General features: G+C 29.1%; 11 protein-coding genes. 6 read left to right on the forward strand and 5 right to left on the reverse strand.

Going from position 1 to position 14,888, the window contains the following annotated elements:
* The first annotated feature begins 5 nt into the window (after positions 1–5).
* Complete coding sequence (locus IPM32_04270; protein MBK8944469.1) at positions 6–2,651, forward strand: carbohydrate binding family 9 domain-containing protein; 2,646 nt, start codon at positions 6–8, stop codon at positions 2,649–2,651.
* Positions 2,652–2,673: 22 nt separating this feature from the next.
* Here IPM32_04270 and IPM32_04275 read toward each other — a convergent pair whose 3' ends face one another.
* The 4 genes from IPM32_04275 to IPM32_04290 form a co-directional block, all read right to left on the reverse strand.
* A complete protein-coding gene (locus tag IPM32_04275) occupies positions 2,674–3,840 on the reverse strand; it encodes a hypothetical protein (protein ID MBK8944470.1) in 1,167 nt (388 codons plus the stop codon).
* Between the two features lie 15 nt (positions 3,841–3,855).
* Positions 3,856–5,463 (reverse strand): M2 family metallopeptidase, encoded by a 1,608-nt coding sequence (locus IPM32_04280; GenBank protein ID MBK8944471.1) that lies wholly within the window; start codon positions 5,461–5,463, stop codon positions 3,856–3,858.
* A gap of 109 nt (positions 5,464–5,572) precedes the next feature.
* Positions 5,573–5,935, reverse strand: coding sequence for a co-chaperone GroES (locus IPM32_04285; GenBank protein ID MBK8944472.1), 363 nt, complete (start codon positions 5,933–5,935; stop codon positions 5,573–5,575).
* Between the two features lie 58 nt (positions 5,936–5,993).
* A complete protein-coding gene (locus IPM32_04290; protein ID MBK8944473.1) occupies positions 5,994–6,935 on the reverse strand; it encodes a LysR family transcriptional regulator in 942 nt (313 codons plus the stop codon).
* 91 nt (positions 6,936–7,026) lie between these two features.
* Here IPM32_04290 and IPM32_04295 point away from each other — a divergent pair, with 91 nt between their 5' ends.
* The 5 genes from IPM32_04295 (at position 7,027) to IPM32_04315 (ending at position 12,126) form a co-directional block, all read left to right on the forward strand.
* Positions 7,027–7,413: a YbaN family protein gene (locus IPM32_04295; GenBank protein ID MBK8944474.1), complete on the forward strand. Its 387-nt coding sequence runs from the start codon at positions 7,027–7,029 to the stop codon at positions 7,411–7,413.
* Between the two features lie 17 nt (positions 7,414–7,430).
* Entirely contained in the window at positions 7,431–8,942 is a 1,512-nt protein-coding gene (locus tag IPM32_04300) for a catalase (GenBank protein MBK8944475.1), read from the forward strand.
* Positions 8,943–9,085: 143 nt separating this feature from the next.
* The gene (locus IPM32_04305) at positions 9,086–9,679 is read left to right on the forward strand and encodes a class I SAM-dependent methyltransferase (GenBank protein ID MBK8944476.1); all 594 of its coding nucleotides are present in this window, start codon (positions 9,086–9,088) and stop codon (positions 9,677–9,679) included.
* A gap of 218 nt (positions 9,680–9,897) precedes the next feature.
* On the forward strand, positions 9,898–11,616 hold the full coding sequence (locus IPM32_04310) for a dynamin family protein (GenBank protein MBK8944477.1): 1,719 nt from the start codon (positions 9,898–9,900) through the stop codon (positions 11,614–11,616).
* Positions 11,617–11,622: 6 nt separating this feature from the next.
* Positions 11,623–12,126 (forward strand): hypothetical protein, encoded by a 504-nt coding sequence (locus IPM32_04315; GenBank protein ID MBK8944478.1) that lies wholly within the window; start codon positions 11,623–11,625, stop codon positions 12,124–12,126.
* Here IPM32_04315 and IPM32_04320 read toward each other — a convergent pair.
* Positions 12,107–14,812 (reverse strand): BamA/TamA family outer membrane protein, encoded by a 2,706-nt coding sequence (locus tag IPM32_04320; GenBank protein ID MBK8944479.1) that lies wholly within the window; start codon positions 14,810–14,812, stop codon positions 12,107–12,109. The genes IPM32_04315 and IPM32_04320 overlap by 20 nt on opposite strands.
* Positions 14,813–14,888: the final 76 nt, after the last annotated feature.

Below are 14,888 nucleotides of genomic sequence, written 5' to 3' on the forward strand. Positions count from 1 at the left end.
AATTTATGTTGAAATATGTACTACTTATTCTAACAATTTCTTTAATTTCGGTAAATACATTTTCGCAAAAATTGCCTTCACAAAACGAAGTAAAAGCTTACAAAACTTCTGAAACAATAGTTTTAGATGGTGAATTATTAGAAAATGTTTGGAAACAAAATCCTACAACATATTTTATTCAAAAAGAACCTCATGAAGGAAAGCCGGCAACTCAAAATACAGAAGTTAGGGTAGCATTTGATAACGAAAATTTATACGTGAGCGGAATGTTTTATGATACAAATCCCGATTCTATTGATCAAAGTTTGATGAGAAGAGATAATATGGTTCCTTCAGATTGGTTTTTCCTTTTTCTTGATCCTTATAATGATGACCGAACCGGATATTATTTTGCCGTAAATCCCGGTGGTTCTATAAATGATGGAATTTTATTCAATGATAGTTGGGACGACGATACTTGGGATGGCATTTGGGAATCTAAAACAAAAGTTCATGAAAACGGCTGGACTGCGGAAATGAAAATTCCCTTTTCACAATTAAGATTTAGTGAAAGCAATAAAATGATTTGGGGAATTAATTTTAACCGCGATATAAAAAGAAATGGAGAAAATTCTTTTTACATTATGGTTCCACCGAGTGAAAGCGGATTTGTTTCAAAGTTTGCTGATTTAGTTGGATTGGAAGGAATAAAGTTTAAACAGCGTCTCGAGTTTTTACCGTATATAGTTCAAAAAGCTCAATATTTAAAGCATGATTCGGGTGATCCATTTTACAAAGCAAATCAATATCAAACTTCTGTAGGTGCAGATTTTAAAGTTGGAATTGGAAGTAACTTTAATGTGGATGCAACTGTAAATCCGGATTTTGGACAAGTAGAAGTTGATCCGGCGGTAATTAATCTTTCCGCATTCGAAACATATTTTCAAGAAAAGCGACCGTTTTTTATTGAAGGTCAAGATATGTTTTATTTTGGAATTGGCGGTGCAAACAATAATTGGGGATTTAATTTTGGAAGTCCGGAACTATTTTATTCAAGAAGAATTGGAAGAGCTCCGCAAGGGAATTTGCCGGATTATGATTATGGAGATTATCCAAAAGAAACACGAATTTTAGGAGCAGCAAAACTAACTGGAAAGATTGATGAAAGCTGGTCGCTTGGTGCAATTAACGCAATTACAGAAAGAACTTTTGCAACGATTTCTTTAAACGAAAAAAAATCTAATATTGAAGTTGAGCCATTTTCAAATTACGGAGTTTTACGTACACAAAAACAATTTAATGATAATCGTCAATCAATTGGAGCAATTTTTACTTCAGTAAATAGAAATTTGGAAACTGCGGATCTTAAAACTTCATTAAGCAACCAAGCTTATACTTTTGGTTTAGATGGATGGACGTTTTTAGATTCCGCAAAACAATATGTAATTACAAGTTTTTTTGTTGGTTCTTATACAAGCGGTTCAAAAGAATATATGTCTTATCTTCAAGAACAACCATATAGATATTTCCAAAGACCAGATGCTACATATATGAAACTTGATTCAAATAGAACAAATATTGCTGGATATTATGGCAGAGTTATGTTAAATAAACAAGAAGGAAATTTTTATATCAATACAGCTTTAGGTGCAGTATCTCCAGGATTTGAAAATAGTGATTTAGGATTTCAATGGATGGCTGATAAGATAAATGGGCATTTGGTTTTAGGCTATAGATGGTTCGATCCAGATAATATTTTTAGAAGAAAATCTATTTATATGGCTCATTTTAGAGATTACGATTTTGAAGGAAATTTATTGAACAATGGAGTAATGCTTTTTTCTAATTTACAATTTGTCAATTATTACAGCTTTGTTTTTCAAGGATTTTACAATACTGAAGAATATTCAAGAAATTTAACTCGCGGTGGACCTTTAGCAAAAAATCCCGCACAAAAATCACTTTCCATTAATGCTTCAACTGATTCAAGAGAAAAAATAATTTTAGGATTAGAAACTTCATATTATGATGATGAATTTGGTAGCAATGCATTTGATATTGAATTAGAGTTAGAGTGGAAACCTATAACTCAGCTTAGCTTTAGCTTTGGTCCTAATTATTCTATAAATAAAGATAAGCGTCAATGGATTGGAAGTTTTGCAGATGTTAATGCAAATAATACTTTTAAAAATAGATATGTTTTCGGTGAACTAAATCAAAAAACAATTTCATCAAATATAAGATTCAATTGGACAATTACACCGCAAATGAGTTTTCAATTATTCTTACAGCCATTAATTTCTGTAGGAAATTATGATAATTTCAAAGAATTGGCAAAATCAAAATCTTTAGAATACAATAATTATTCGGAAATTGGTGACGTAAGTTATAATTCTGAGAATGATGAATATTCAATTGATCCAGATAAATCGGGACCTTCGGAACAATTTACTTTTAGTAATCCAAATTTTAATTTTAAATCTATTCGAGGAACATTTGTATTTCGTTGGGAAGTTTTACCCGGTTCGATATTTTATTTAGTTTGGTCGCAAGATAGAGATGATTATAACAATCCCGGCGATTTACAATTTGGAAGAGATTTTAGAAATTTAGTTAAAGCTGAATCAAATAATATTTTTCTTGCAAAGTTTTCTTACTGGTTGGATTTTTAAAAGTTAAAAAGCGAAAATCTTTTTAAAATAGCTTTATTTTGAATTTTGAGAAATTCTTAAAAACTAAAAATAAAATTGCCATTAATACGTTTACCATAATTGTAAATATCATCGATAATTCTTTCGTTGGTAATGTTATTATTCCCCAAATGTGATAAAAACTCGCAGTAAAAACTATTAAAAAATAAATTACAACAAAAATTAGTTTGAATTTTCTCTCGTCAATTTCATTAAAAATTAATTTTAATAAATCGAAAAGAAATAAAATAAATGCTACACTTAATGGAGCCATCAATCTTTCGGGTTCACCAAAAAATGAAAGTGCCATAACAGTTATTGAAAAAATTAAAAAGTAAAAATGTTTTCTGAAAAATAAAATCGTTTCTCTAAAAAATATAATTGGAATTAATCCAAACGGTGTGAATGGAACAATAAATCTTTTAATCAACAAAATTGGTTTTGAGAAATAAATAACTTGCGTTGTGTATTGAACATACAAACTTTCTCCGCCTTCTGAAAATATTATCATCCTGATTAAAACATATACAAGTATTGAACTTAAACTAAGAATGAAATAAATAATATAATTTTTTGCAGATGTTCTTTCTAAAAATAAATAAACAAATCCCGCCGGAAGAAAAAGCAAAACATATTCTTTTATCAAAACACTAATTGGAAAAATTAGAAAAAGTAAAATCCAATTTTTACGTTTCAGTAGAAGAAAACTTAAGAATAAAATTCCAAGAGAAATTACATCTCCAACTTGAAAATAATTCCAAGTATTGTATAGAAAGAAATATCTATTAAGTTGAAATGTTAACGTGAGAAAAAATGATAATTTTATTCCAACATTATTATCCAACAAAAATAAGAAAACGGAAAACGCTAAAAATAGAAGTGCAATATGATTTAGTAAAACAAAGTTATTTATTATTGAAAAAGGTAAAAGTCCGGCAAGCCAAGGAACAACAATTCTATAAACAAACGGACGTATAACTTCTTGATTCAATTGCGGCGAAGCTTCAGCCATTAAAATGTATTTATTAAAATCTGAATTTGAGTATAATGAATTTGAGTAATCAATTTTATTTGTTAAAAGAATCAGAAATTCAGTCACAAGAAATATTACAATTAAATATTTCCAGTTTTGTTTAGCGAGTTTTGAAATTGGGATAATATTTTCTTTCAATTTAAAACCAATAAATCAATTTGCGAATTGCTTAATCCAATAATTCGGATTTAGTTCTTCTCCGGTTGAACGTTTGATAAGCTTATCCCACTTGAATAAAGCTCCGTATGAGAAAAATAAATTAATTAAATATTCTCCGACTTCCTTTTTGCCAACGAATGAAATTTTTTCAGATGAATTATTTTTCAAAACTTTTTCTTTTATGTAATAATAAAGTTGCGATGCTAACAATTCTCCAAGCATATAATTATGATAGTAAACCGGATAAAGTGCAATGTGAATTTTTGAAGCCCAGTCTGGCTCATTTCTGTATTCCGGTTTTTTCAAACCTTGATATTTTTCTGCTAAACTCCACCAAAGAGAATTTAAATCTTGATCTGGATTTTCAAATAAAGCTTTTTCAAATCTGTAAATAACTTGTACCCAGCATGAGAAAATTATTTGCTCTAGTTGAAGCGTTTTAAAACTCTTTTCGGAAATATCATTTTTTTCTTCATTACTTATTCCAATCATTTCTTCAAGCCAATTTGGATTGGATGCAAATCTTCCGAATAACATTGCAATTGCTTCTGTAGTAAAAATATGTGCATGTTCCCGTAAAGCCCACGGTAATTTTGGACTTACATATTTATCATAAACTGCGTGACCAAACTCATGAAGCATTGTTGACATCCATTTATAATTTGGTTTGATGTTACACAAAACTCTTACATCACCTAATTTATCTATTTGGGTGCAATATGCATGCTGATATTTTCCTTCCTTTTCATACAGATCACTTTTGGCAAGCATATCTTTAATATTCAAACCAATTCCGGTATAATATTCATCGGTGAGTTTTTCAATATTTTTGTCTTCAAAGAATTTATCGAAATCAACATCATAAATACTTGGTCCTTGCTGAAAAAATTTATCTTGATAATGCCAAGGCATTAATTTTTCTTTTTCAATTTGATAATGATTTGATAAATAAATATCTATTTCATATTTAATTTCCAAAAATTTTGGTCGCGTTAATTCATCAAGTTCATCAAAAAGATTATCTAAAAATTCTGGTTCAAGTTCGTTCAACTTTAAACTCATTTCATGATAATTCTTATAACCTAAATTTTGTGCGGCTTCATTTCGTAATTTTACTAAGTCAATTACATCATTGCTAACCATTTTACCAATCTGCTTGCTTGCCTTCCAAATTTCTTCAAGCTCAGTTATATTTTTAGACTTTTCTAAAATTTTATCAATTTCATTATCAGTAAATTTCTTTCCATTTACTTCTGCTCTGTAAGTTGCAAAAGTTCTCTCTATCTTGTTTGATAGGGAAATTGTTTTTGCGATAAGTTTTTCCTCAATCTGGTAGCTAGCATAAGTGTTATATAGAATTTCAATTTCTCTCTGATTTACCGAATCAAAATTTTGAATTGAATGCTTAAACTTTTTTAATTTTTCAAAATCTTCTTTGTTTGAAAATATTTTCTTTAGTTTTAATTCAAGTTCTGCGGTTTTTTCATAATCTTCCGGTTTGCCGGAAATTGTAGCATTGAAATTAGAGAGACTCAATTCTTTGCTTAGATTTACAACTTTTTTTTCAAATGATTGTATGAATTCTAAAAATTCTTTTTCCATTTTTTATCCAATAGAATGTAACCTCAACCTTTAAGTTGAGTGTTTTTAATAAAAATCGCAAACTAAAGTTTGCGACTACAAAAATATTGAGTTGAGAATTGTTTGAATGTTAATTAAATAAATCTTCATCCCGCATTAAAAGAAGTATTGCAGATTGAGGAACGATAACAAGTTTTTGTTTATCAAGTTCAATATCAATTGCTTCTTTCCGAACAAAAATTGCAAAGTCTCCTTCTTTAGCTTGTAAGGGAATATATTTTGTATCTTTATTTTTTTTCCAAGGTTCGTCTTCATCAATTGCAGAAGCAACCGGATAACCCGGACCAGCTTTAATTATATATCCGCCTTGAACTTTTTCTTTTTCTTTAACTCCGGGCGGAAGATAAAGTCCGCTGTTGGTTTTTTCTAAATCATCTTCGGGTTTAATTAAAACACGGTCGCCCACAATTATTATTTTCTTTGTATCAATCATATTTCATCTTATTTTAAAATTTATTTTCAAAAATAGTAAAGTTTGTATTCTATAAAAACTAACTAACAATTAAACTATTATCTTTTTTTAACATTGATTTTGGAATTACAGAAATTATTTCAGATACTAATGCATCAATAAGTTGTTTTTTTAAATGCGCGCGGTGATAAATTATATTCACTATTCTTTTAGGAACCGGCGATTTAAATTCTCTTACAAAATGAATTTTATCAGATTTATTTAATTCCAATGTTGCAAGAAACGGAAGCAATGTCATTCCGAAATTATTATCAACAAGTTTCATTAAAGTATCTAAAGTGCCGCCTTCAAAACTAAGCTGATTTAAACTTCCGGTTTTTTTTCTCTCAATAGTATTACACACTTGAATTACATGATCTCGCAAACAATGTCCTTCTTTTAAAAGCCAAACGTCTTCTACATTTAAATATTTTGCATTTATTTTTTTCTCATTATAGAATTTGTGATTTGGAGAAACATAAGCCACAAAAGGTTCATAATATAATTGTTTTTCAATAAGTTCTTTTTTGAAACTTGGAGATGCAATAATTGCAGTGTCTAATTCATCCTTAAGTAATTTCTGTATTATTTGATCTGTTTGAATTTCATCAAAAATCAATTCCACTTTGGGATATTTATTTATGAAGTTTACAAGGAATAACGGAATAAGATACGGAGCAATTGTTGGAATTATTCCAATTTTAAATTTTCCGCTTAATTCACTTTTTTCTTGATCGACTAAATCCAAAATTCTTTCGTGCTCTTTTAGTACAATTCGTGCTTGTTCAATTATTTTTTTACCAATCTCTGTAGCTTCAACCGGCTGTTTACTTCTATCAAAAATTATTGCGCCTAATTCTTCTTCTAATTTTTTAATCTGCATACTTAGAGTTGGCTGAGTAACATAGCAATGATTAGCGGCAGTTGCAAAATTCTTGTAATTATCAATTGCAATAATGTATGAATATTGGGTTAATGTCATTATAAATTTTATTTATGATAATATCAAAAATATCAATTTGATTTATAACTTATCAAGAAATAACTTGAACATTATAAAATTTATTTAATAAATGAAGAAAGTAGTTTTCAAAATATTAGGAATCTTCTTTGTAGCAATTGGAATAATTGGAATATTTGTTCCACTTTTGCCGACAACTGTTTTCTTACTTATTGCTTCATATTTCTTTTTAAAAGTCTCACCAGAGTTAAATACTTGGCTTTTGCAAAATAAATATTTGGGTATTTATCTTAGGAATTACAAAGAAAAAACCGGAGTTCCGCTAATTGCAAAAATTAGTTCAATTTCCTTATTGTGGATTTCAATTTTATATACAATTTTTTTTCTGATCCAAAACGTTTACTTACAAATTTTTCTTTTTCTCATAGCAATTATTGTTTCAATACATATTCTATCAATGAAGACTTTTAAATTACAATCAAAAACAAACGATATTTAATTAACGTGGAGAACAAAATGAACGAAAGAAAATTAACAACCGCACATGGACAACCGATTGGTGATAATCAAAATTCTTTAACTGCAGGAAAACGCGGACCTTTACTAATGCAAGATTATCAGCTTCTTGAAAAAATGGCAACATTCAATCGTGAACGAGTCCCAGAAAGAGTTGTTCATGCAAAAGGTTCCGGTGCATTTGGAACATTAACAATTACAAATGATATTACAAAATATTCGAAAGCAAGAGTTTTTTCAGAAGTTGGAAAGAAAACAGATTTATTAATTAGATTTTCAACAGTTGCCGGAGAGCACGGCGCAGCTGATGCAGAACGTGATGTTAGAGGTTTTGCAATTAAATTTTATACTGAAGAAGGAAATTGGGATATGGTCGGAAACAATACACCGGTTTTCTTTATCCGCGATCCATATAAATTTGGTGATTTTATTCATACTCAAAAAAGAGATCCAAAAACTAATGTAAGATCAAATACTGCAATGTGGGATTTCTGGTCACTTTCACCGGAAAGTTTGCACCAAGTTACAATATTATTTAGCGATCGAGGTTTGCCACAAAGCTATAGATTTGTTAATGGTTACGGAAGTCACACTTACAGTTTTATTAATTCCAACAACGAAAGATTTTGGGTTAAGTTTCATTTTAAAACAGTACAAGGAATAAAAACTTGGACTAATCAAGAATCTGCAGAAGTAATTGGCAAAGATCGAGAAAGTTCACAACGAGATTTGTTCAATGCAATTGAAAATGGTGATTTTCCAAAATGGAATTTCAAAATTCAAGTGATGACGGAAGCGCAAGCGGAAGTTTATCATATAAATCCTTTTGATCTTACAAAAGTTTGGCCGCACGGCGATTTTCCATTGATTGATGTTGGCGTTATTGAATTAAACAAAAATCCTGAAAATTATTTTGCCGAAATTGAGCAAGCTTCGTTTGAGCCTTCCAATATTGTTCCGGGTATTAGTTTCTCTCCGGATAAAATGTTGCAAGCAAGAATTATGTCTTATGCAGATGCTCATCGATATAGAATTGGGGTTAACTATGCATCGCTTCCTGTAAATAAATCAAAGTCTGAAGTAAATACTTATCACAGAGATGGAAATATGAGGTTTGACGGAAACCATGGCGGAGCAGTAAATTATGAACCAAATAGTATGGGCGGACCAAAACAAAATTCAGCATACAACGAACCGGCATTAAAAATTTCCGGAGACGCTGACAGATATGATCATAGAGAAAATGAAGATTATTTTTCACAACCGGGAAAACTTTTTAATCTGATGAATGCTGATCAGAAAAATCAACTTTTTAATAATATTAAATGTGCTATGGATGGAGTACCGGAAAGAATTAAAGTCCGCCAGCTTGCTCATTTTTATAATGCAGATTTTGAATACGGAAAAGGAGTTGCAAAAGCTCTTGGTATGGAGAATATAGATTTGGACAAATGGTCATCAAAATCATATTCGGATTTAGTAGAAAGTACAACTGAAGAAAATTATAAATAATTCAATCATATTTTTGAATCATAATTATTAATTTTTCTTTCAATAATTTAATAAACCCCAGTGTTCTTGGGGTTTTTGTTTATATGAAAAAATTCATCCATAGGAAGATATTTTTTTCACAAATTTATTAGTTAAATTTCAGCATGAAAGAAAAATGGAATGATAGATATAGTTCGGAAGAATATTATTTCGGTAAAGAACCAAATGAGTTCTTTAAAGATGAAATTGAAAAATTAATTCCCGGAAATGCTTTATTTATTGGCGATGGCGAAGGACGAAATTCGGTTTACGCAGCAAAGCTTGGCTGGAATGTTGATTGCTTAGATATTAGTGAAAACGGTAAAGAAAAAGCTGAAAATTTAGCTAAAGAAAATAATGTAAAAATAAATTACAAAATTGCTGATGCAATTGAATTTAATTATCCCCAAGAAACTTACGATGCAGTTTTTGTTATTTACTTTCATGTTGATGAAGAACTGAGAGAAAATTTTGATCATCAAATTATTAATTCTCTAAAACAAAACGGAGCTGTAATAATTTTAGTTTATGAAAAAGATCATCTTAAACTAAATACAAAAGGACCTTCCTCATTAAATCTACTTTATTCGCTTGATGAAATTGTTGAAAATTTTATTGATCTGGATTTTGAAATTCTGAAAAAGGAAAAAATCTCTCGCGTGAAAAATGGAATTCCTCAAGAAGCAATTGTAATTAAGTTTGTGGGAAGAAAAATATAATTTGATAAAATTCATTTCAATTAATTACTTAATAATTAATAATTAGAAAATAGAGCACTGTTTACATTGAGTTATAATGATTTTAACAATTATAAAATTCAAAATAATTTATGTTTCTTCTTTTTTCCTTATTTCAAACATTATATTAAAATTTTAGATTAAAATCATTTTTTCATTTCTTATATTTCATCAATAATTTACTTCAATTTGAGTAGCCAATGCAAATACAATTGATTAATGAGAATTTCAATATTTACAAATACAAATTAATTGATTTCTTAAAAGAACTTCATCAGTTTACCATTGATGCCGGAAATCCGGATTTTCAGAAAATTATAAGCGATTTAAGATCAAACATTAATGAACCATTTTTATTTGTAGTTGTTGGTGAAGTTAAATCCGGAAAAAGTAGTTTTATAAATGCATTGTTAAATGATGACATTTGTAAAGTTGATGCTGCGCCTTGCACGGATGTTGTGCAAAAGTTAGAATATTCGGAAACGAAAAACGAAACTCAACTTAGTGAATTTTATAAAAGAATCGGAGTTCCTTCAGAAATATTAAAATCAATTGCAATTGTTGATACGCCGGGAACGAATACAATAATAAAAAATCATCAAGAAATTACACAAAAATTTGTGCCCAATAGTGATTTGGTTTTATTTGTCTTTCCCGCAAAAAATCCTCACACACAAACTGCATGGGATTTGTTGGATTATGTAAGTGAAGAATGGAAAAAACACGTTGTGTTTATTTTGCAGCAAGCCGATTTAGCAAGACCAGATGAACTTTCTATAAATATTGAAAAGGTAAAGGAATATGCAATTCAAAGAGGAATTACATCACCTATTGTTTTTACAACTTCTGCAATTTTAGAAATAGAAGGAAAAGAAAATTCCGGCTTCCATGAAATTAGAGATTTTATTCACAACACAATTACAGGTGGAAAACATTTAAAGTTAAAACTTCAATCAATTTTAGATACTTCCGATCAAGTAATTATAAAAACCAATTCAAGTTTAGATCAACTGAAATTAACTTTGGAAAAAGATTTAGCATTTGCGGTAAAAATTAAATTAAGATTAGAAACCGGCGAAAAACATTCTACATATGAAATTAAAAGTTTAGTCGATAGATTAGTAGCAAATTACGATAGAGTCTCTAATGAAGTTAAAGAAGAGTTTGAAGAAGGATTGTCAGTGTTTTCATTATTCAAAAGAACATTTGGTGCAATCTTTAATAAAGAAAGTTCAATAAACAATTGGATAAAAGAGCTTCAAAAAAGATTTGAAAATAAATTACATACATCGTTTGAAGAAATTGCAGATGACGGAGCTAAACATTTTCTTAGCGGAATTAGACAATTATTACAAACATTAATTGATGAATTAAATTTCAAAGAGCAGCAAAGAATTAATAGAGATGAACTTTACGTGAAAATTGGCGAAGAACGTCTTCATGTTATTCAAGATGTAAAAAATAAAATTAGTGATTTAATGTCCAATGATTCTTTTACAACTTTCTTAAATTCTAATCCTTCCAATATTGCCCCAACAGCAATGGGCGGCGGATTGCTTGCAATTGTTGGTGCAATTATTTTATCAACAACACAAGTAGCGTTTATGGATATTACCGGAGGAATTTTAACCGGTGCCGGTTTATTAATCGCTGGCGGAGTTTTAATTTTTAGGAAATCAAAAATTGTGAAACAATTTAAAGAAGGATTAGATTCCGGAAAATTAAAATTTGAAAATGAGTTGAGCAAAAAATTAAATACAAAATTAAGTCTTATTTATGAAGATATAAATCGTACTTTTATTCCATTTTACGAATACACTGAAAGTGAAAAGAAGCGACTTGATCCATTGTTTGAAAAAATAAAATTGGTTAAAGAAAATTTTATAAAGTTGAAGAATGATGTGAATTCGAATTTATAATCAGAGATGAAAGAATTAAATTTTCAACCGGCAAAATCTAAAGATGATTTTAGAAAAAATTACAAACTACATGATCTTGCTGAATATCATGGAAAAAATCTTTTAACTCAATGGGGAATTGATTTTGATGATTTTGGAAAAGATAGACGTTATGAAAAAGTTTGGGAAAAGGGTGAAGACAAACCCGATGTCATTGCCCAATTAAACGATAAGAAATTTTTAATTGAGTGGAAAAGTAAATCATCAAATTTATTTTTAGTAAATAAACGAGCAATAGAATCTTACACAAGTTGGTCTGTAAAATTAAATCTTGATGTAATAATATGTTTTTTTGTATTTGATGAAAAAAAATTTCTGAAAGATAAGAGGTTTGCGAAAATATTTTTTCACTATTTTGAAATAATAGAAAACAAAGCTTGGGATAAAAATATAGTTGCAAATTTCACAGATGAATTACCAATTCTAAATAAATTAAATCTCTTAAAAATCCTTAATAATAATACCCAATAGTAAAATAAAACATAAATGGACCTCTACTGATTATTCTTTCCGGTGAAGTATCTTTTAGATGTAAGCTTCTACCAACTGAAAATTCTGCCGGACCAACTGGCGTATCCAATGCAATTGATAAACCCAATGCATGTTTCAAATCATTAAATTGAATTTGTTCTTGGTTAACCCAAGATGAACCTAAATCATATCTTAATTTCAAATACGTATCAACGTAAATTTGAATTGGCAGTTTATATCTGTATTCCATTGAAGCAATTAAAATTTGTCTTCCTCTATATTCATATTCTCTGTAACCAAAGAAATTTTTCTGTCCGCCAAAATCAAACTGCTGACTTAATGGAAGGGTTTCATCGGCAAATCCAAAAATGAATCTGGGTTTTATTGTGTGGTTTTCAATTGAAACATAACCGGAATAATCAAAACTAAATTTTGCAAAACTTATATCCCCGCCTAAAATTTTTTGTGCAGTTTCGTAATATGTATTAACATACAAACCTCTTGTAGGAAATGGATATTTATTTTGCGAATCAATTTGGAGTCGAAATTTTAAACTAGAAATATCCGTTTTATAAGTTTGATTTTCTGAGATTGATGCAATGCTTTTTATTTCATCAACTTGATATTTTCCTTCTGCTGTAAGTGTTCCAAGTTTTTTTAAATGTGCACCAACTCCAATAAAACCACCGTAAAATATTTGTCGGTATTCGCCAATTTCTGATCTTCTAAATTTGTAACTATTTTGTAAAGTGTCATCTGCATAAACTTTTACATCATTGAAATTATAAAAAAGTTGCGCTTTGTATGTTAGATATGTGTTGAAAATTCTATTAGTTTTGTGCTCAATTAAAAATGATCTGTTTCTTATTCCGCCCGATAATGAAAAACCAAGTTCCGAACCAGTTCCGAATAAATTTTCATTTCTTAAATCAATTGCAAATTGAGTGTAGTTTTCGTTATCAATTCTTAAACCCAATCTTAATACTGTTGGTAATTTTTCTTGGAGCTCAATTTTAACTTTTTTCCCTAAACCATTTTTTGCAAAACTTAATTTAACATTATCAAAAAGATCAGTTGCTGAAATATTTTCAAGTCCTTCATCCAGATTTTTTTTAAGTAAAAAATCCCCAACATCAGAAGCAAATTCTCTTGTTACAACAGATTTTAATGTTGTTTCGTTTCCCTCAACTTCTATTTCTGTAATTTGACCTTCATTAATTGTAACATATAATTTTTCTAAATCGGGACTAAAATAAACCAAATCAATAGTAGAAAGAACAAATCCAAGTTTTCTATAATTTTTAATTAAAGCTAAAACAGATTTTAATACTTCATCGGCAGAATAAGGTTTATTCAAAATATTTTCAAAATTTTTTTGTGCTACATCATTCGGAATTTGTGTTAACCCTAATAATTCAACATTTTTTATTTTTTGATTAACTTGATAATTAATATTTATAATTGTGGATGAATCACTATTTGTAGCTATGGCATTTATATTATTGTAAATTCCTCTTTCGTGAAATTTATACAGATCGCACAAAATATCAGTTTTGCTAAACAAATTTGATTTTTTATATTTTTCAAAAATTTCTTTCTCCAGAATATTTGCATTTTCCGGAAGAATTATTTTGTTAAAATATTTTTTTTCAGTAGATAATTTTTCTCTGAATAGCTGAGTTAATTCACTTTTCGTATTTAACAGTAAATACTTTGCGGAATCATAACCTGAATTTATTACTTCATCTAATTTTTCAAAGTTATCATTTTTACGTTTTTTAAGACTTTGTTTAATTAAAACATTTGCTTTGGAAATATTTTCTTCCCAAATAATACGTGATGGAATTGTTACTAATTGATCTGCAATTTCCCAAGGATATTCAAGCTCGTTTTTATTTCTTAGGGAACTTGTTGCATCGGAAGCGATTATATAATCCGGATTTAATTCTTCTGCTGTTTTAATGGGAAGATTATCAACTAAACCTCCGTCTACTAAAATTAGAGAATCAATATTAACCGGTGGAAGTAAAAAAGATACGCTTGAGCTTGCACGCATTGCTTCACTTAATAATCCTTCTTTTAAAACCGTTCTTTTTCCACTTACCAAATCCGTGCACACTGCTCTAAATTTATAGAACAAATTATCAAAGGTTTCAGAAGAATTAATTGGTGCATTTATAGTTAAACCGGTTAAAAAATTACTAATCTTTTTTCCGGTGTTAATTGATGTTGGAATTGAAGGTTTTAATCCCTTCAATCTTAATGTTAGTAAGGATTTATCTTCAGTAATTTTTTGATCAACAAATAAATTCCTTCTATCTGCATCGGTTAAAGAAAAAAATTCATCCCAATTTGTAGCATTAACAATTGAATCCATTTCTTCAATAGTGTATCCGGCAGAATAAAGTCCACCGATTACACTTCCCATACTTGTTCCTACAATTTGATCTATTGGAATTTCTAATTCTTTTAATGCACGAAGCACACCAATGTGCGAAAGTGCTCTTGATCCGCCGCCGCTTAAAACTAAACTTACTTCCGGTTTGTATTTGGGAACAAGTTTTGTAATTCCGAATGGTAATTTTTTTTCTTTTAGGAAAAGCTTTAATTCTAAAGTTTCTTGGGGAAACACAAATGTAGGAAAAAATAAAAACAGCAAAATCAGCTTATGAGATAAAGCCTTCATGAAATAATTCTATAATTTCCTTAATAATTCAATTTATAAAGATTATACTAGATAAATTTTCTTGTTTAATTTGGAA

It is taken from the genome of Ignavibacteriota bacterium (assembly GCA_016716225.1).
In the GTDB taxonomy this organism is placed as follows: domain Bacteria; phylum Bacteroidota; class Ignavibacteria; order Ignavibacteriales; family Melioribacteraceae.